The organism is Arthrobacter sp. TmtSoilC51 (assembly GCF_055388015.1).
In genome coordinates this window covers 4790546-4808930 of sequence record NZ_AP035877.1, presented here as the reverse complement: position 1 = coordinate 4808930, position 18385 = coordinate 4790546, and the positions used below count along the sequence as shown (strand labels likewise).

The following is an 18385-nucleotide window of genomic DNA, read 5'->3' as shown; positions in this document are numbered from 1 at the left end:
GTGGTTGCCTCTCAACGCCTGCGAGGTTAGCTGTCGGGTTCGGACGAGGCCGTCCGGCCGCACATGGCGGCTTCACCCCAAGGGCCCATGGAGAATCAGGCCCGGGAACTCTGGGTCCCCCGTCTCTGCCGCGAGTCTGGCGGATTCCGGTTTGCGGCAGAGCTCGGCGTCAACCCGGAAGCGGCCCAGCGGAGATACGGGTCGCTCTTCGACGGTACATGAGCAGCAAACTAAAGTCACATTAATGTAACGGGCGGGACGTCTTCCAGAGCGAAGGTCGGTTAGGACTTAGGCTCCGGGGCCGGAGCCGGGGCGGGCAGCTCGTGCTGGATCCTTTGGACTTGGTGTGCGTAATGGGTCTCGGGTCGGAAAATTTCGTCCGCCACACCCAGCATCCCACCCGTGGCGCCGCGCCGGACTTTCCCCTTGCTGTTCTGGCGCGAGACCCAGAACCAAAGGGCCGCAATGAGGGCAGGTGCTGCCAGTACGGCCACAAGAACGGCCAAGATATCCATCGCCCAAGACTAGCTTTCGGCATGTACTGGCCGGTAGACATAGTCCTATGGACCTGCCCGTGATGCCGCCCGTTTCGCCCATGCTCGCCAAGTCCGTGCCCAACATTCCGGATGTGGGGCATTACGAGCCCAAGTGGGACGGGTTCAGGACCATTGTTTTCAAAGATGGTGACGAGATCATCCTGGGCAGCCGCAACGAACGCCCCATGACACGGTATTTCCCGGAACTGGTGGAAGCCCTCAAGAAGAACCTTCCGGACAAGTGCGTCATCGACGGCGAGATCGTCCTCATAGCGAACAACAGGCTCGACTTCGAAGGCCTTCAGCAGCGCATCCACCCCGCCGACAGTCGTGTGCGGATGCTGGCTGAAAAGACGCCGTCCTCCTTCATTGGATTCGACATCCTGGCGATAGGAGATGAGGACCTCATGGACAAGCCGTTTTCCGAGCGTCGCGCTGCCCTGGAGAAGGCCCTGGCCAAGGCTGAGGCGCCCGTGTACGTAACGCCGGCGGTGACGGAACTGGACCAAGCGCAGGATTGGTTCGTGCAGCTGGAAGGTGCTGGGCTGGACGGCATACTTTCCAAACCGCTCGGCGGGACATACCAGCCGAATAAGCGGGTCATGTTCAAAACCAAGCATGAACGCACCGCCGACTGCGTAGTGGCTGGATTTCGCTGGCATAAGACAGGAAAGGTTGTGGGGTCGATGCTGCTCGGGCTCTATAACGACGCCGGCCAGCTGCAGCACGTTGGGGTGGTGGCTTCATTTCCCATGGCCAAGCGCGAAAGCCTGGTGGCCGAACTCGAGCCATACCAGACCGAGTTCAGCGAACATCCTTGGGGCCAGTGGGCTGATCAAGGAGATGCAGCAACCACTGGCTCCCGCATGCCTGGCGCACAGAGCCGGTGGAGCGCTGGCAAGGACTTCTCCTTTGTTCCCCTCCGGCCAGAGCTCGTCATCGAGGTCGCCTACGACTACATGGAGGGCGAGCGGTTCCGGCACACCACCCAGTTTCGCCGGTGGCGGCCGGACCGGACTCCAGGGAGTTGCACCTATTCCCAGCTGGAGGAGCCGGCTGATTACGACCTCGGGGAGATCCTGAGGCTGCCGTAACCGGAGTCGGCCGCCGCTATTACGTCGTTGGGCCGCTGTTACGTTGTTGGGCAGCGACGAAACAGCGGCTGGGAGACGACCTACTCTTCGTGGCCTTGGTCGCCGCTCATACTGCCCTCGCCCGGCGGGGTTTCTCCCGGGGGCACCCCGCCACCGGGCTCCAGTCCCGTGATGTTCCCGTCCGCAGGATCGGGGTTGGACGATGCCGCGGGGTCCTTGTCCTCTTCCTGGCGCATATCCGGATCGGCGTGGACATCGCCCGGGTCGCCCGCAGTGTCGCCGGCCGTATCGTCCCGCTCGGTTGCGCCCGAGGCCCCGAAGGTCCGCGGATCGTCTTCCGGGTCATAGCTGGTCATGGTGAACCCCTTCCTAAGCAAACTTACTATTGAGCCTGCCCGGCCAGCCTCCCGGTCGCAAGCCCAACAAGGGGCACCCGGGCCCGGCTCCGCCGTCGTGCGTTAGTGCCTAACTCTGGCGCGAGGTGGCAGCGACAAAGCTCCTGATAGCGTCCGCAACAGCTTTCGGACGCATGTGCTGAGCCACGTGGCCCACTCCTGGAATCTCCACAAGCCGCCCTTGGGGGATTGCCCGCGAGAGGCGAAGCGCCCAGTCCGGTCCGGCCACGTGATCGCGGCTCCCGCGGAGCACCAGCACGGGAATTCGGAGTTTGGCCAGCTGCTTCTCGGTTGGGTACTTCATCATCACCCGCAGCTCCGTGAGGTACCAGCGCGGCCCGCATTGCAGGTAGTCGGTGATCACAATCCAGTTGGACGATGGGCTTTCGCGGAGAAGCCCGTCAAGGAATAGGGCCAGCGATTGCTGTGCCACGTTCTTGTGCCGGGAGTCCACCACGGGGCCCATGAGGACCAGGTTCCGGGCCCGTTCGGGCTCGTAAAGGGCCGCTTCGATGGCGAACTGCACGCCCATGGAGTGCCCTACCAGGATGTACGACTCGATGCCGCACACTTTCAGCGCCTCGGCAATGAACGCCCCATGCTCCTCAACGGACAGTTGCCCGCCCGGTTTCGGTGTGCCGGCAAAGCCCGGAAGATCCAGTGAATAGGTAGGCGCGCCCGCGGCGAGAACGGCGTGAAGGCGGGCAAGGTAGCGGTGCGAAACGCCGATGCCATGGATAAGGACGTAAGCGGGCTCCGCCTGGTCCCCGGTTTCGGCGGGCCCAGGTTTTGCATGGCTTCCCAGCTGCGGCGGTGCCGTTCCTTCCGTCCACAGAATCCGGCCAGTCAGCCCGCGGGCCTCGACGTTGGCAGATAGTAGCGTTGCCGGCTTTCCTGAAGTCAATGGCATACCGCTATTGAAACAGTCCCGGCGTGGGTTTGCCGGTGTCCGACCCGCCCCGGGGCTTAGTCGCGGGTGGCGTCATCGGACTCGGCGGGGTCGCCTGTTGGATGCGAAGCATCAGGTGCGGCGGCAGCTTCAGCCGCTTCCCGGCGTCGGGCAATCTTGGATTCTGTCCACATGGCAACCGCCACGAACACTACGCAGGCAAACATGAAGGTGGCTACGAAGTTCAATCCCATGGCCGATCCCAAGGGTGCGGCAAGGGCCATTGCGGCCACCCCGGCCACGATATGCCACCCTTTGAAATTGCCCACCAAACAAGCGTAACCCCGGGCTAAACAGGTGCTGGCCCGTTGGCTGGGATCGTTGCTTGATCCTTATCACTCCGACGCTTTTAGTCGCCGCGCGTGTCATCTCCGGCGTCATTTGCCGCTTCATCTGCAATGGAGGCCTCGGCCTGCTTCCGCTTCTGCGTTTCAAGCCACGCGATGATGGCGGCCTGGCGGATCCGGCGGTGCGTTCCGCGGTATTCAACCGGGATCTCGCCGCGGTCGGTCATATTGCGCAGATACGTGTGCGAGATACCGGCGAGTTCCGCTGCCTGGGACGTGGTGAGCATTTCCTCCACGCTGCTGACCGTCACAGTTTCGCCACGGCTGAGCCGGGCGAGGAGATCGACGACGGCGTCCCTCGCCTGATCGGGCAGGCGGTGGACAGTGCCGTCCACGAACACGGTGATGTCGTTGCTCTCGTGGAGGGAGCGTGCGAGATTCCGGGCGTCGTCGGCGGGAAGGCCCGCCGTGACGCGGGGAGCTATCAATGCCATGGCAGAAGCCTAACCTGCGCCCACTCCGGCCTGGGGGTGATCGCCCGTTTCGATGGTTCGCTGCGTACTCGCTGGTTCGTACGGCATAGTGTGCAGCGAGCCATCGAAATGGCGCAAAAGAAGCTGTTGACAGCAAACAGGTAACGCGCGTAACCTAAGTCACACGTTCCAAGTAACGCGCGTTACCAATCCACCGAGCAAAACCTCGACCCACCGAACAAAGACGCGGAGCATTCAATGGCGAAAAGCACCTCCCCCAACAAGGCCGCAGCTGTGCGGCAGCGGGGTGTCACCATGAATGACGTCGCCAAGCACGCCGGTGTATCAAGGACCGCAGTCTCGTTCGTGCTGAGCAACCGCGAAAACGCCAGCATCTCCGAGGAAACCCGCACCCGTATCAACGATGCCGTGCAGGCACTGGGCTACCGCCCGAACGCCGGAGCACGGGCCCTGGCATCCCAGCGCAGTGATTGGTACGGGCTTGTCACCGAGATCGTGACGGCACCGTTCGCCGTCGACATCATCAAAGGAGCCCAGGACCAAGCCTGGCTTGATCGTCGGTTCCTGCTCATCGCGCCCTCCGACCAGGCCGATGCCGTAGGACCCAACAAGGGCTTGGAAGATGCCGCCATTGAAAAGCTGCTGGAACAACGAGTGGAAGGACTTCTCTACGCAGCAACCTTTCACCGGGGCGTGCACGTTCCGCAGAGTGCCAACGAAGTACCAACCGTCTTGATCAACTGCTTCGACGCGGACGGAAAGCTGCCCTCGATCGTCCCTGACGAGCGTGCGGGTGGCAGGGTCGCGGTCGAGCGCTTGCTTCAAGCCGGCCACACCCGGATCGGAATCATCAACCTTGACCCGGTCATTCCGGCAGCAGTGGGGCGATTGGACGGTGCCCGCGAAGCACTGGCCGTCGCAGGACTGGAGCTGGACCCGGAACTCGTGGTGTCCGGATACGCAACGGCCGACGGCGGCTACGAAGCCGCGTGCCGGATCCTGGACCACAAGAACAGGCCAACCGCACTGTTCTGCCTCAATGACCGCATGGCGATGGGTGCTTATGACGCCATCAAGGAACGGGGCCTGACCATCCCCGGAGACATCGCAGTGATCGGCTTCGATAACCAGGAGCTGATTGCGGCCTACCTGAGGCCAAAGCTGACCACCGTTGCCTTGCCGTTCCAAAAAATGGGAGCCCTGGGAGTCCAGACGCTCGCCGCTCTTACAGCAGGACAGCCGATCATTGCCGACCAGCAATTGGTCGACTGTCCGCTGCTAGAACGCTCTTCGGTCTGACCGCGAAATCAACTTCGAAGAGCAAACCCCTTACCCACCCCTTCACCTTGGACGATGAAGATAGGAAAGAGATAACCATCATGACACAACCCCGATTCCTGAGGTCTGCCCGCATCACGGCGGCCGGACTGGCGGTGGGCGCGATGCTGCTGACCGGCTGTGCCGCCACCGTCAATAAGACCGCCGGCACCGACGCCGCAGCAAACGCGAGTGCGTTCCTCACCATCCCGCGTGAGGACATGGGCACGTTCGTGCAGAACTTCAACCCGTTCGCGCCCACCGTCAACCCGATGGTCCAGCAGTCCATTTACGAGTCCTTGCTGATCTTCAACCCGGCAAAGGGAGACACTGTGCCGTGGCTCGCAACTGAGTGGAAGGCAGCCGACGACGGCAAATCGATCACCTTCACGTTGCGTGACGGAGTGAAGTGGTCCGACGGCAAGCCGCTGGTCGCTGACGACGTTGCTTACACGTTCGAGCTTCAGAAGAAGATCAAGGGTGGCTACGACTACCTGGACACGGTGACCGCCGAGGGAACCAACAAAGTCACGTTCAACTTCAATAAGCCATGGTCGCCGGCCCTTTACGACGTCGGACAGCTCAGCATCCTGCCCAAGCACATCTGGTCCGCGCTGGCGGACCCGGAGAAGGACGCCAACGCCAAGCCCGTGGGCACCGGCCCCTACACGGAAGTGGACAGCTTCCAGGCCCAGTCCTTCGTGCTGAAGAAGAACCCCAACTACTGGCAGCCGGAAAAGCAGAAGATCGCCGGCATCAAGATGCTCGCTTTTGCAGGGAACGACGGCGCCAACCTCGCCGCTGCGAACGGGGACGTGGACTGGGCTCCGCAGTACATCCCGAACATTGAAAAGACCTTCGTTTCCAAGGACAAGGAACACCGCCAGTACTGGTTCCCGGCAACCGGCGCCATGATCAACTGGCAGCTCAACACCACCAAGGCACCGTTCAACGATGTGGATGTCCGCAAGGCGCTGAGCATGGCCGTTGACCGCGACCAAGTCACCAAGATCGGCATGAGCGGCTACGCCAAGCCTGCCGACTGCACCGGCCTTTCCGGGAACTACGAGAAGTGGAAGAACTCCGAGGTCAAGGACAACTGCACCTGGACCAAGCTGGATGTGCAGAAGGCCAACGAGCTGCTGGACAAGGCCGGCTACGCCAAGGGTGCTGATGGCAAGCGCAAGCTGAAGGACGGCTCGCCGTTTGAATTCAAGATCTCCGTTGGCGCCTCGTCCTCCGACTGGCTTTCAGTAGCCAACGTGATTTCGCAGAACCTCGCCGAGGTCGGCGTCACGGCAAAGGTTGACTCCCCGGACTGGGCTGCCGTGGTTGCAGGTTACGAGACGGGCGACTTCGACTCCGGCATCGTGTGGAGCGCCAACGACCCCAGCCCGTACAAGTACTTCAACACCTCCATGGGGACTGCCACGGTGAAGCCGGTGGGTACCAAGACGTTCGACAACTACCACCGCTTCGGCGACGCCAAGGCCGACGCGCTGCTGGCCGACTTCGCCGCAGAGGCCGACGAGTCCAAGCAGAAGGACATCGCCAACAAGCTGCAGGAAGAGTACAACGACGTTGCGCCGCTGGTGCCGCTGTTCTCCGGCCCGGAATGGGGTGCCTTCAACGACACCCGCTTCACCGGCTGGCCCACCGAGGGCAACCCGTACGCAACCCTCTCGGTACGGTCACCCACCACGGTGCTGGTGCTGACCACGCTCGAACCGCGCAAGTAGCGTAGCCGGCCGCAACCGGCGGCCAGCCCGCACACTGCACGCCCGGCGGCGAACCGCCACCCGGTCAACCCCGCCGGGCGTGCCCCCAAACTTTCCGTAATTCCCGAATGGAGGGAAACCGTGCGCTTCATCCTGCGCCGCCTGGGTTTCTACCTGATCGCCTTCTGGGCATCCATCACCCTGAATTTCCTGCTCCCGCGCTTCATGCCCGGCGACCCCGTCTCCCGCATGTTTGCCCGCTCCCAGGACAGAATGCAGCCCGAACAGATCGAGGCCCTGCGCAAGCTTCTTGGCGTGGACGATCGGCCCATTTGGGAGCAATACGTCGACTACATGCACAACATCTTCACGGGCCAGATGGGCGTCTCCATCTCCCGTTTCCCAACACCGGTCACAGAGGTTATCTCCTCCCAGATCGGTTGGACCCTCCTGCTGGGCGGAACCGCGCTGGTGATTGCCGCCGTCGTGGGTAACCTGCTGGGCATCCTGGCCGCTTGGCGGCGGGGCGGCGCTATCGACTCGGCACTGCCTCCGGTGCTGGTGTTCATCGGCTCGTTCCCGTACTTCTGGCTCGCGATGGGTGCGCTGTACCTGTTCGGCGTAGTGCTGGGTTGGTTCCCGATCCGCCACGCGTTCACGGATGGTTTGGAACCCGGGTTTACCTGGGAGTTCATCGGCGACGTCGGTGCGCACCTCGTGCTGCCGGCGCTGACGATCGTGCTGGTTTCCATTGGCGGCTGGATGCTGGGCATGCGCAACACCATGATCGCCACGAACTCGGAGGACTACATCACCATGGCCGAGGCCAAGGGGCTCCGTCCAGGCCGCATCATGCTCCGGTACGCAGCCCGGAATGCCATGCTGCCGTCCGTCACGAGCTTCGGCATGGGGCTGGGTTTCGTGGTAGGAGGTGCGCTGCTCACCGAGGTGGTGTTCGCGTATCCCGGCGTGGGCTACCAACTCCTCAACGCCGTCCAAGGCCTGGACTACCCCCTCATGCAGGGTCTGTTCCTGACTATCACCGCCGCCGTGCTGCTGGCGAATTTCCTGGTGGACATCCTCTACGTCCGCCTCGACCCGCGCGTGCGCAGCAACTAGAGGACTGATCATGACAACCGCACTTCTGAAGCAGCCAACTCCAACCCCGGCTGTCCGCAAGCCCAACCGCAGCTTCGTCCACGGACTCCTCACCAATAAGAAGGCCATGCTGGGCATGACCGTGATGCTCGTGTTCATCGCACTTGCGTTGCTGGCGCCCGTGCTCTTCCCTGGCGACCCGTCGCGGATCACCGGGATGGCCTCGCTGGAACCCTCCCCCGAGCATTGGCTGGGCACCACCGCCAAGGGACAGGACGTGCTCGCGCTGACCGTCCACGGCTCACGGAGTTCCCTGTTCGTCGGGCTGACCGTAGGCTTCGCGTCCACGTTCGTCGGCATCCTGGTGGGCCTTGCTTCTGCCTACTTCGGCAAGTTCATCGACGAAGCACTCTCCTTGGTGACCAACGTCTTCCTGCTCCTTCCCGGCTTGCCGTTGCTGGTTATCCTGGCCGCGTTCCTGCCGCCGGGCCTGGGCACCGTAATCCTGGTACTCGTGGTCACAGGTTGGGCCGGTTCGGCCCGCGTGCTGCGCTCGCAGGCCTTGTCCATCCGTTCCAAGGACTTCGTGGCCGCCGCCGCGGTGTCCGGTGAACGGGCTGGCCGGATCATGTTCCGCGAGATCCTGCCGAACATGGCCTCGATCGTCATGGGCACCCTGCTGGCTTGCGTCATCTACGGCATCGGCGCGCAAGCAGGCCTGGAGTTCCTGGGCTTGGGCGATGTCAGCACGGTCTCGTGGGGCAACAACCTCTTCTGGGCTGGCAACGAGGGTGCCCTGCTCACCGGAAGTTGGTGGGTCTTTGTGCCCTCAGGCGTGTGCATAGCACTGGTCGCGTTCGCCCTTGCCCTCATCAACTACGCCGTGGACGAGGTCACTAATTCGCGGCTGCGAAAGATCAAGACTCCGAAAGACATCGAAACGAGCGCCGCAAAATGACCATCTCCCAAGTCTCCTTCGGCTCCCACGAACCCGTCCTGGACGTCAAGAACCTCACCGTGAAGTACGTGGGCGATACCCGCTCCACCACTGCCGTCGATCGCGTTTCCTTCAGCATCGGCACCGGCGAAGTGTTCGGCCTCGCGGGCGAGTCCGGCTGCGGCAAGTCCACTATCGCCAACTCGATCATGCGCCTGCTGAAGGATCCCGCCAAGATCGCCGGAGGCAGCATCTCCTTTGGCGGCAAGGACGTGCTGGCCATGAGCCCGGAGGAACTGCGGCGCTTCCGTTGGCAAGACGTGGCCATGGTGTTCCAGTCGGCCATGAACTCGCTCAATCCGGTCCTGACCATCGGCGAACAGATCGTGGACATCTTCACCACCCACGCCAGCTACTCCCGCAAGGAATCGCTCCGCCGGGCGGGCGAGTTGCTGGAACTCGTGAGGATCGATCCCGCGCGCCTGAAGTCCTACCCGCATCAGCTCTCGGGCGGCATGCGGCAGCGGGCGGTCATCGCCATGGCCGTCGCCCTCAAGCCGTCGCTGTTGATCCTGGACGAGCCCACCACCGCACTGGACGTGGTGGTGCAGCAGGAAATCATGGCGCAGATCAAGGAACTCCAGCGCGAACTGGGCTTCTCCGTCCTCTTCATCACGCACGACATGTCCCTCATGGTGGAGCTCTCGCACCGCATGGCCGTCATGTACGGCGGACGGATCGTGGAAACGGCCAAGGCCCAGGACGTCTACGCCAACCCGCGCCACCCCTACACGCAGGCGCTCATGGGCGCCTTCCCGCCGCTCACCGGTCCGCGGGTTCCGCTGACGGGACTGCCCGACGGCGTGAAGTTCCGGAACATCCCAGACCTTGCCGAAGTGGCGCCCGGCCACCTCGTGGCACCGTTTGGTGCCGACGCTTTGGCGGTTGCCGGCACCACGGCCGTTGATCCCGCGATCCTGGAAGGAGTCGCACGATGAGCCACTCTGTACTTTCCTCCCATCCCGAAAGTGCCGCACGTCCTGCCGTTGCCACCGACACGCCCGCCCTCGAAGTCCGCGGTCTGGGTAAGTCGTTTCCCATCGGCGGCCTCTTCTCCCGTCAGTCTGTCCGGGCCCTGCACGGCGTTGACCTGACCATTGGCCGCGGCGAAATCGTGGCACTCGTGGGGGAGTCCGGCTCCGGCAAGAGCACGCTGGCCCGCTGTGTTGCCCGGCTCGAAAAGCCGAGCACCGGCGCGATCCTGGTTGACGGCGTCGACGTCCTCAAGCGTGACCGGTTCCAAGCGTCCCGTGCTTTCCGGTCACAGCTGCAGATGGTCTTCCAAGACCCCTTCGGCTCGCTCAATCCAGCCCACAGGATCGAACACTTCCTGCGCCGGTCGCTGGCGATCCACGGGAAAGGCGGTTCGGAGTCCGACACCCAGCGGCGGCTCGACGAACTCATGGCCACCGTTGGCCTGCAGTCCGACATGCTGAACTCCTACCCCCACGAGCTCTCAGGCGGCCAGCGTCAGCGCGTCGCGATCGCCCGTGCGCTCGCTGTGGAGCCGCAGGTCATCCTGGCTGACGAGCCCACATCCATGCTGGATGTGTCAGTGCGGATCGGCGTGCTGAACCTGATGCGCAAGCTCCGCGACGAGCAGGGCATCTCCATGCTGTACATCACGCACGACCTCGCCTCGGCCCGCTATTTGGCAGACCGGACAGCCGTCATGTTCGCCGGTGAACTCGTGGAGGAGGGCGAGTCCCTTGACCTGCTGGCCAACCCGGCCCACCCGTACACGCAGCTGCTTGTGTCCGCTGTACCGGACCCGGCCCGCGCTGGCTCCTACGATCCCGTTCGCCGGGCCGAACTGCGCCAAGCCGTGATGGCTTCCCCGCACTGCGCATTCGACGGCGACCCTGACCAGGCCTGCTCGGACACCGAACCCGTACGCCACCAGGTTGGCGATCCCGCGAACCGCCACTGGGTCCGCTGCCACCTCTACCGGCCGCGGGCTGGAGCGGGCGGACATGCACTGGCTAATGAACCCCTGGCGACCGAGAAGACAGACAAGAAGGCTTCCGCATGACTGAACTGACCCACCCGCTCGCCACCGTTCCGCGTGACGAGCTGGTTTCCCGCGCCGAGGCCGATCCCCTCCGGCCGCGATTCCACTTTGTTTCCCCGGCGGGCTGGCTCAACGATCCCAACGGCGTGAGCCAGTGGAACGGCGTGTACCACCTCTTCTATCAGTACAACCCGGAGGGCGCGTTCCACCACCGGATCCAGTGGGGCCATGCCACCAGCACCGACCTCGTCACCTGGACGGACCAGCCGGTGGCCTTGGAGCCGTCGGGGGGTCCGGACGCCGACGGTTGCTGGTCCGGCGTGTTGGTGAACGACGGCGGTACGCCCACCTTGGTGTACTCGGGACGACTCGACGAGCGTGAGCTGCCGTGTGTGGCAGTGGGATCTGCGGACCTCATGACCTGGACCAAAGTGCCCGAAAACCCGGTCATCGCAGCCCCTCCGGCGGGGGTGGACATCACCGCGTACAGGGACCACTGTGTGTGGCGCGAGGGCACCAAGTGGCGGCAGCTGGTGGGCTCGGGCATTCGTGGGCGCGGCGGCACGGCGTTCCTCTACGAGTCGGAGGACCTGCGCTCGTGGGACTACATCGGTCCATTGTTCATCGGCGACGCCTCGCAGGGAGATCCGACAGACACCGACTGGACCGGCACCATGTGGGAGTGCGTGGACATGTTCCGCGCGGGCGGCGGTTCCCTGGGTTTGACCACCGGGCTTTCTGCCGACGCCGATCCTGATGTGCTGGTTTTCTCCGCCTGGGACAACGGCGACACCCGCCACCCGCTGTACTGGACCGGTCGCTACGCGGGGGACACCTTCGAGCCTGCAGCCCTGCACCGGCTCGACTACGGCGGTCGGTTCTTCTACGCACCGCAGTCGTTCGAGGACGAGTCCGGGCGGCGTATCATGTTCGGCTGGATGCAGGAAGGACGCAGCGACGCCGCGATGGTGGAGGCCGGATGGTCGGGCGTGATGAGCCTGCCGCGCGTCACCACCCTGGCCGACGACGGAACCCTGGCTTTTGCGCCTGTCCCTGAAGTGGAGAAGCTCCGCCGGGATCACGTCAGCGTTCCGGGACAAGTCCTGGTGGGCTCCGGCAAGCCCCTGGATACGGGAGTGTCCGGTAACCAGTTGGACCTTGAGCTGGACGTGCAATTGGCACCGGGAGCTGTGCTGCAACTGGGCATCCTGGGGTCGGGGGATGGTGCTGAGGAGACGGTCATCGAACTCAGCCGCTTCCTTGAGGGCGAAAACGGCACCCTCCGACTCGACCGCACCCGGAGCAGCCTTGACCCTGACGTGGATGTGGAGGACAAGTCCGGCCCGCTCCCAATGCCTGACGGACGGGTGCGCCTGCGCGTCCTGGTGGACCGGTCCGCCGTCGAGATTTTCGCGAATGGCAAGCCGCTCACGGCCCGTGTGTACCCGACGCTGGGCGGGGAGCGCGTGACCCTCGCGGCAGCGGAGGGAACCGTCACCCTGGCGAGCTTCGACGCCTGGACCATGGCCGACTCCTGGAAAGGCCCGCGTCCCCTCTTCCCCTAACACCGATCCTCTCTCACATCCCAAGCGTTTTTCGCCGATCCTCTCTCAGATCATGGGCGGTTTTGGCGAACGCTCTCTCACCCCTGAGATCAAAGGCGATCTGAATGCACAAGAGAATAGTTGCCGGCCTCGCGGCCGCAGTCCTGGGTGTTGGTTTCGCGGGAACGGGGGTCACTGCTCCGGCGGTGGCCCTGGACCCCGCGCCAGCCACACTCAACAGCACCACCAGCCCCATTCCAGATGTCGTCGGAGTCAGTGGTTCCTGGACCCGGTCAGCGGAAGGCGGGTACACCGCCGTCGCGCCTTCCGGACAGAACATCGCTGCGGTCAGTGAACAGCGTGTGGCGGGCACCGCCCGCTACACGGCCGAAGTAAAGGTCGACGCCGGGAGTCCCTACGCTGTGGGCGCGCTCGTCTTCCGCGCGACTCCCGACGCCGGCGCCGGATACGCGGCGACGATCGACCCCAACCTGGACCGCGTGAGGCTGTTCGACCTCGCGACGGGCGAGGACATCGTAACCCCCGCAACCGTAGCCCTCACCGCGGGACAGTCCTACAGCGTGGACGTCCACGTGGACGGGCCCCGGATCTTCGTGGCAGTGGACGGGGTTGCCAGGATTGACGCCACGGACCGCCGTTACGAATCGGGCCGAGTGGGCCTGCACGCCTACAACGGAACCGTGGTCTTCGGCACGCCCGGTGTGCGGACCATCGACGCAAATGTCAGCGGCTGGGCAGTCACCGGTGCGGGCTGGTCAGCGACCGCCACAGGCTTCCGCGGCGCGGCCCCAGCCGGCACGAACATCCGCGCCATCGCTACCGGGGAGTCGCCCGCCGACGTCGATTTCTCCACTGACGTCCAGGTCACGGCTCAATACGGCGTGGGCACAGCCCTGTTTCGAACCAATGCGTCGGGAACGTCCGGCTACGCCGCGGAGGTCGACCCCAACGCTGGCCGCTTGCGCCTGTACCGGGTCTCGGATAACGCCACGCTCGGCACGTTCACCACAGTCATCACGCTCAACAAGGTCTACCGCCTTCGGGTCACGGCGCTCGGAAACCAGTTGGCTGTCTACTGGCAGACCGATTTCCTTGACCCGAACGGCACCATGCCCGCCATCACTGCCACGGATGCCTCGCAAGCGTCCGGCCATGTGGGCCTCGGTTCCTACAACGGCACCGCCGCGTTCCAGAGCATGACGCTGCGCGGACTGGAGACGTCCCTGCAGGGTTGGCGGAGCTCCGCAGGTTCGTGGGAGCCCGACTCCAAGGGTCTCCGGGCTTCGGTGACTAGCGGCACCGCAGTGAGGTACATCCCGGCGGTGGCGTCCGACGTCGTAGCCTCCTTGGACCTGACCGTCACCTCACCGGCCACTGCCTCAGTGGTGGCCCGCAGCGGGGCGGACGGCACCGGCGGTACCGAACTCCGGATCGATCCCGGAGCGGGCACCGCGAAGCTGTACGACCGGGCCACTTCAGCGTTGCTGCACTCCGGAACCTTGCCTGCCACGAGCTTCAAGGCCGGGCAACTCAACCGCGTCCAGCTCACAGTTCGGGGGACCGAGGCCTCCGCGCTGATTAATGGCACGCCTGTGCTAAATGGCGCTGTGTCCGTGGCGACCGGCACGGGGTTCGCCCTGCTGGCCACAGGATCAGCCTGGTTCCAGAACGTCCGCGCGGACAACGTGGACCAGTACATGAATGGGCTCTACCAGCCGGGCTACCACTACAGCCAGAACTCGGGCAGCAGTTCGGACCCCAACGGGCTGGTGTACTTCCAGGGGGAGTACCACCTGTTCCACCAGGACCGCGGACGCTGGGCGCACGCCGTCAGCTCCGACCTGCTGCACTGGAAGCAGCAACCCATCGCCCTGCCGCACATGGCAGCAGGGGAGTCGTGGTCCGGTTCGGCAGTGGTGGACGCCTCGGATGCGAGTGGATTGTTCGACGGCGGCTCCGGCCTGATCGCCTACTACACGAGCTTCAACCATGATGCCTGGAACGGAAACCAGTCCGTTCGCGCCGCCTACAGCAAGGACCAAGGCCGCACCTGGCAGACGGTCCAAGCCGCTCCTGTGGTGGAAAACCCGGGCGGTCCCGACGGTGGCTGGGACTTCCGCGACCCCAAGGTCACTTGGGACGTCGGGTCCAGCAAGTGGGTCATGGTGGTGGCAGCCGGCGACCATATCCGCTTCTACTCCTCCACAGACCTCATCCACTGGACCTTTCAAAGCAGTTTCGGCTACGGCGACTGGATCCGCGGAGGCGTCTGGGAGTGCCCGGACCTCTTCGAAATGCCCGTGGAAGGCCAGCCCGGCGTGAAGCGCTGGGTGCTGTGGTGGAGCACGGGAGCTGTCCGAGCCACGAACGGTTCAGCGGCACAGTATGTGACGGGCACGTGGAACGGCACGGTGTTTGCGCCGGACACTCCTGTCTCCCAGGTGCTTCAAGCGGATCACGGCAGGGACTACTACGCGGCCATGAGCTTCTTCGGGGCCCCGGACGGCCGACGGATCATGATCGGCTGGATGAGCAATTGGGACTACGCTTTCAGCCCTCCGACGGGCCGATGGAATGGCCAATTGTCCATCCCACGTGAGCTCAAACTTGTTGACGTTCCCGGCGCCGGGCTCCGGCTGACGCAGGCTCCCGTTGTGGAGGAAGAGTCCCTGCGGACATCAACCTGGCAGGCCTCCGATGTGACTGTGACGCCGAGCTCCGCGAATGCGCTTGCGGGTGTTTCCGGTCGCTCCTTCGAGCTTGAGGCGGAGGTCGGGATTCCTTCTTCCGGAGGTGCCACATCCTTCGCGTTCGGGCTAAGGAAAGGGACCGGATCAACGGGCGCTCAAGAAACAACAGTGAAGTACGACGCCGGTGCTGCCGCACTCACCGTGGACCGCGGCACGGCCGGTCGGGAGGACTTCACCCGGTATTTCGCGGCCTCGGCGACCGACAATTCCACGGCGCCATGGAGTTCCACTGTGGTGGGTTCCGAGCGCCGCGTGAAGCTCCGAATCCTGGTGGACGCATCCTCAGCGGAAGTCTTCGGCGGTGACGGCACGGCTGCCATCACTTCGCTGATCTTCCCGGACCCGTCCTCCACAGGTTTGTCCTTTTCGGCGAGCGGGGGGAATGCCCGGCTGGTGTCCGTCAAAGTACACCAGCTCAGCGACACGGCCCGCCTGACTACCGCGCCGCCGTCGGACGTTCTGCCTCCCACCAGCGGGACAGCACGCCACAACCTGGGTACGTACGCCGTGGTCCCGGGCGGCAAATGGGAGAGCACGGGCGCAGGGCTGGCCGGTACGTTCGACAAAGACTCGACGGCCATGAGTCCGGCTGCCTTCACTGACGTCCGCGTGCAGGCAACCGTTCGTTTCGGTGCGGATCCCTTCGCTGGCGAGATGCTCAACCGGGACCTGGCTCCGGAGAAAGGGTACGGGGGCGCGGGCTCGGTGTTGCTCAGATCCTCCGCCGATGGATCCAGCGCCTATTACGTGAATCTGGACCCGAATCTCCGCGTGGTGCGGGTTTTCTCGCTGAACAACGGTGTCTTTACGGTGCTCGCGAGCGTTCCGGCGGCCTTGAGTCACGGGGTGAGCTATGCACTGGACACTTCGGTTGTTGGCAACAGGATCACAGTGTCCGTGGATGGAACGCAACTGATCGACGTCACGGATTCTGCCCTTGTTTCCGGGAAGGTTGGCGTCAACGTGTTCGACGGCAGGGCGGCCTACCAGGATGTGGTGGTGACGGCACTGCCGTAGGCCTGGCATCCAAGCGGGTGAGCCAGCCAAGCCAGCCAGCAAGAACTACTCCGCGTCCAGATCCGTCTCCAGCAACGCCACCAGCGCGTCCAAGGCTGCATCCGCGCCGTCGCCCTCAGCCCTCAAGACGACGACGTCTCCCTTAGCGGCACCGAGTGTCATAAGCGAAAGGATGCTGGCGGCGTCGAGCGCGTCATCGGCGGGTTGGCCCTGCATGGCGATGGTGACCTCCACCGGCTGTTCTCCCGCGGCCTCTGCGAAGAGGGCGGCCGGACGGGCGTGCAGGCCGGAGCGGCTGGCGATGGTGGCGGTGCGTTCGGGCATGGGTTTCTCCTTATGAGTAGACGCAGTAAAAGGGGTTAAAGGCCGAGCTCTTCGAGCACGGGGAGTTTTGCCCGGACCCACTCGCGGGCCTCCGTTGCGCTCGGCGCGGTGAGGGCCAGCCGGGCGAGTTCCTGGGCCTGCTCCAGAGTGACGGTTTTCAGCACAGTCCCCACTGCGGCCAGCGAGCGGGCGGTCATGGACAGCGTGCTAACGCCGAGTCCGGTAAGTACGACGGCGAGGGCCGGGTCAGCGGCCGCCTCACCACACACGCCCACGGGTTTGGTGCTGCCCTCCCGGCCCGATCCTTCCAGAACGGAGCCTTCCACAGTGAGTTGCACGAGCCGCAGGACGGCGGGCTGCCACGGTGTATTGAGTTCAGCGAGGGGTCCGAGCTGACGGTCGGCGGCCATGGCGTACTGCGTGAGATCGTTGGTACCGAGAGAAGCGAAGCTAACTTCACGGAGCACTGAGGCGGCAGTCAAAGCAGCCGAGGGAACTTCCACCATGACGCCGGGCGTTTGGATGCCGGCAGCAGCACACATTGAGGCGAACCTGCCTGCCTCCGCAGCCGTGGAGATCATCGGGGCCATGACCCAGACGTCGGCCTCGGACTCGGAAGCAGCCCGGGCAATGGCCTCCAGTTGACGCTCCAAAACACCGGGCGTGGTGAAGTCCGTCCGGTAGCCGCGAACACCCAAAGCAGGATTGGGTTCGGTAGCGTCCGTGAGGAAGGGGAGGGGCTTGTCGGCGCCGGCATCGAGCGTTCGCAGCACAACTTTCTTACCTGGGAACGCATCAAACACGGCCTTGTACGCGGCGGCCTGTTCGTCCACCGAGGGCTCGGTGTCGCGTTCCAGGAAGCAGAACTCTGTGCGGAAGAGGCCAACACCCTGTGCGCCCAGACCGGCAGCTGCCACGGCATCCTTGGCACCTCCGACGTTGGCGAGCAGCGGGACCAGGTGGCCATCCGCCGTCGTGCCGTTTCCGTCGAACTCAGCAAGCGTTGCCGAGGTTTCAGCCCAAGCGGTGGCAGCAGCGCGCTGCTCCTCCGACGGCGGGGAAGCCACGAATCCGGCAGCGCCGTCTACGTAAACCTCTGTGCCATCAACAATGGAATCAACGCCGTGGGCGGCAACCACGGCGGGCAGTCCGAGCGAGCGCGCGATGATCGCGGTGTGTGACTGCGGCCCGCCCCCAGAGGTCACAAGTGCCAGGACTTTGGAAGGATCCAGTGTTGCCGTGTCCGCAGGGGCGAGGTCCTCGGCCACCAGGATGAAGGGTGTGTCTGAGGAAGGGATGCCTGGGGCGGGAACGCCCCGCAGCTCAGCCACGATGCGGGCGCGGACGTCCAGCACGTCTGTAGCGCGCTCGGCCATGTAGCCGCCCAGGTTGTGCAGCATTTCGGAAACGGAGGCGCCAGCTTCCCAGATGGCGCGTTCCGCGGACGAGCCCGCGTTGATGAGTTTGGCCGCCGACTTCTGGAGCATGGTGTCTTTGGCCATGAGCGCGGTGGCCTCGAGGACGGCTTTGCCGTCGCCGGAGGCACTATCCGCGCGCCCCTTGAGCTCGTCGTGGACGGCTTGCGCTGCGGCTTTCAAGCCCGCGACGGCGTCCTCCGGACTGACGTCTGCGGCCAACCGCTCGCCCGACGGCGGTTCACTCACCGGTTTGGGCATCTGGCGGACGGAACCAATGATGCGGCCAGGGCTTACCCCTACTCCTTGGAAATTCTGCACTGAATCCTCTGTTCCTGCTGGTTGTTCAGACCCTGCGGCAACGGCACCCCAAGCCTGCGGAATGTAGCCACAAAATTCTGCTGTGAGCCACTTCATA

General features: G+C 64.3%; 16 protein-coding genes and 1 riboswitch. Of the genes, 9 read left to right on the top strand and 7 right to left on the bottom strand.

Annotated elements, in window-relative coordinates:
* Nucleotide 1 precedes the first annotated feature (1 nt).
* Nucleotides 2-152: riboswitch (cyclic di-AMP (ydaO/yuaA leader) on the bottom strand.
* A gap of 129 nt (nucleotides 153-281) precedes the next feature.
* On the bottom strand, nucleotides 282-515 hold the full coding sequence (locus tag ACZ5G6_RS21955) for a hypothetical protein (protein WP_223934903.1): 234 nt from the start codon (nucleotides 513-515) through the stop codon (nucleotides 282-284).
* A gap of 47 nt (nucleotides 516-562) precedes the next feature.
* Between ACZ5G6_RS21955 and ACZ5G6_RS21950 the strand changes: the two genes are divergently transcribed.
* Entirely contained in the window at nucleotides 563-1630 is a 1068-nt protein-coding gene (locus tag ACZ5G6_RS21950; RefSeq protein WP_498688144.1) for an ATP-dependent DNA ligase, read from the top strand.
* A gap of 80 nt (nucleotides 1631-1710) precedes the next feature.
* On the opposite strand, the gene ACZ5G6_RS21945 is transcribed toward ACZ5G6_RS21950, so the two are convergent.
* The 4 genes from ACZ5G6_RS21945 to ACZ5G6_RS21930 all read right to left on the bottom strand — a co-directional run bounded on the left by ACZ5G6_RS21945 (nucleotide 1711) and on the right by ACZ5G6_RS21930 (nucleotide 3755).
* Nucleotides 1711-1986, bottom strand: a complete 276-nt coding sequence (locus tag ACZ5G6_RS21945) for a DUF6480 family protein (RefSeq protein WP_498688142.1) — start codon at nucleotides 1984-1986, stop codon at nucleotides 1711-1713.
* Between the two features lie 109 nt (nucleotides 1987-2095).
* Nucleotides 2096-2935, bottom strand: coding sequence for an alpha/beta fold hydrolase (locus ACZ5G6_RS21940; protein WP_498688140.1), 840 nt, complete (start codon nucleotides 2933-2935; stop codon nucleotides 2096-2098).
* Nucleotides 2936-2991: 56 nt separating this feature from the next.
* A complete protein-coding gene (locus tag ACZ5G6_RS21935) occupies nucleotides 2992-3243 on the bottom strand; it encodes a hypothetical protein (protein ID WP_498688138.1) in 252 nt (83 codons plus the stop codon).
* An 80-nt stretch (nucleotides 3244-3323) separates the two neighbouring features.
* Nucleotides 3324-3755, bottom strand: coding sequence for a helix-turn-helix domain-containing protein (locus ACZ5G6_RS21930; protein WP_498688136.1), 432 nt, complete (start codon nucleotides 3753-3755; stop codon nucleotides 3324-3326).
* A gap of 237 nt (nucleotides 3756-3992) precedes the next feature.
* Between ACZ5G6_RS21930 and ACZ5G6_RS21925 the strand changes: the two genes are divergently transcribed.
* The 8 genes from ACZ5G6_RS21925 to ACZ5G6_RS21890 all read left to right on the top strand — a co-directional run bounded on the left by ACZ5G6_RS21925 (nucleotide 3993) and on the right by ACZ5G6_RS21890 (nucleotide 16228).
* On the top strand, nucleotides 3993-5054 hold the full coding sequence (locus ACZ5G6_RS21925) for a LacI family DNA-binding transcriptional regulator (RefSeq protein WP_498688134.1): 1062 nt from the start codon (nucleotides 3993-3995) through the stop codon (nucleotides 5052-5054).
* An 80-nt stretch (nucleotides 5055-5134) separates the two neighbouring features.
* A complete protein-coding gene (locus ACZ5G6_RS21920) occupies nucleotides 5135-6811 on the top strand; it encodes an ABC transporter substrate-binding protein (protein ID WP_223934896.1) in 1677 nt (558 codons plus the stop codon).
* A gap of 120 nt (nucleotides 6812-6931) precedes the next feature.
* The gene (locus ACZ5G6_RS21915; RefSeq protein WP_224165690.1) at nucleotides 6932-7909 is read left to right on the top strand and encodes an ABC transporter permease; all 978 of its coding nucleotides are present in this window, start codon (nucleotides 6932-6934) and stop codon (nucleotides 7907-7909) included.
* Nucleotides 7910-7919: 10 nt separating this feature from the next.
* Nucleotides 7920-8846, top strand: coding sequence for an ABC transporter permease (locus tag ACZ5G6_RS21910; RefSeq protein ID WP_498688131.1), 927 nt, complete (start codon nucleotides 7920-7922; stop codon nucleotides 8844-8846).
* The gene (locus ACZ5G6_RS21905; RefSeq protein ID WP_498688129.1) at nucleotides 8843-9823 is read left to right on the top strand and encodes an ABC transporter ATP-binding protein; all 981 of its coding nucleotides are present in this window, start codon (nucleotides 8843-8845) and stop codon (nucleotides 9821-9823) included. Before ACZ5G6_RS21910 ends, ACZ5G6_RS21905 begins: the two co-directional genes overlap by 4 nt.
* On the top strand, nucleotides 9820-10917 hold the full coding sequence (locus ACZ5G6_RS21900; protein ID WP_498688127.1) for an ATP-binding cassette domain-containing protein: 1098 nt from the start codon (nucleotides 9820-9822) through the stop codon (nucleotides 10915-10917). Before ACZ5G6_RS21905 ends, ACZ5G6_RS21900 begins: the two co-directional genes overlap by 4 nt.
* Nucleotides 10914-12461 carry a glycoside hydrolase family 32 protein gene (locus ACZ5G6_RS21895; protein WP_498688125.1) on the top strand — a complete coding sequence of 516 codons (1548 nt, stop codon included), beginning with the start codon at nucleotides 10914-10916 and terminating at the stop codon, nucleotides 12459-12461. Before ACZ5G6_RS21900 ends, ACZ5G6_RS21895 begins: the two co-directional genes overlap by 4 nt.
* Nucleotides 12462-12565: 104 nt before the next feature.
* The gene (locus ACZ5G6_RS21890; protein WP_498688122.1) at nucleotides 12566-16228 is read left to right on the top strand and encodes a glycoside hydrolase family 32 protein; all 3663 of its coding nucleotides are present in this window, start codon (nucleotides 12566-12568) and stop codon (nucleotides 16226-16228) included.
* Nucleotides 16229-16273: 45 nt separating this feature from the next.
* Here ACZ5G6_RS21890 and ACZ5G6_RS21885 read toward each other — a convergent pair whose 3' ends face one another.
* Both ACZ5G6_RS21885 and ptsP read right to left on the bottom strand, forming a co-directional pair.
* A complete protein-coding gene (locus ACZ5G6_RS21885; RefSeq protein ID WP_223934884.1) occupies nucleotides 16274-16552 on the bottom strand; it encodes an HPr family phosphocarrier protein in 279 nt (92 codons plus the stop codon).
* Nucleotides 16553-16587: 35 nt separating this feature from the next.
* Nucleotides 16588-18288 (bottom strand): phosphoenolpyruvate--protein phosphotransferase, encoded by a 1701-nt coding sequence (gene ptsP, locus ACZ5G6_RS21880; protein ID WP_498691989.1) that lies wholly within the window; start codon nucleotides 18286-18288, stop codon nucleotides 16588-16590.
* Between the last annotated feature and the right edge of the window lie 97 nt (nucleotides 18289-18385).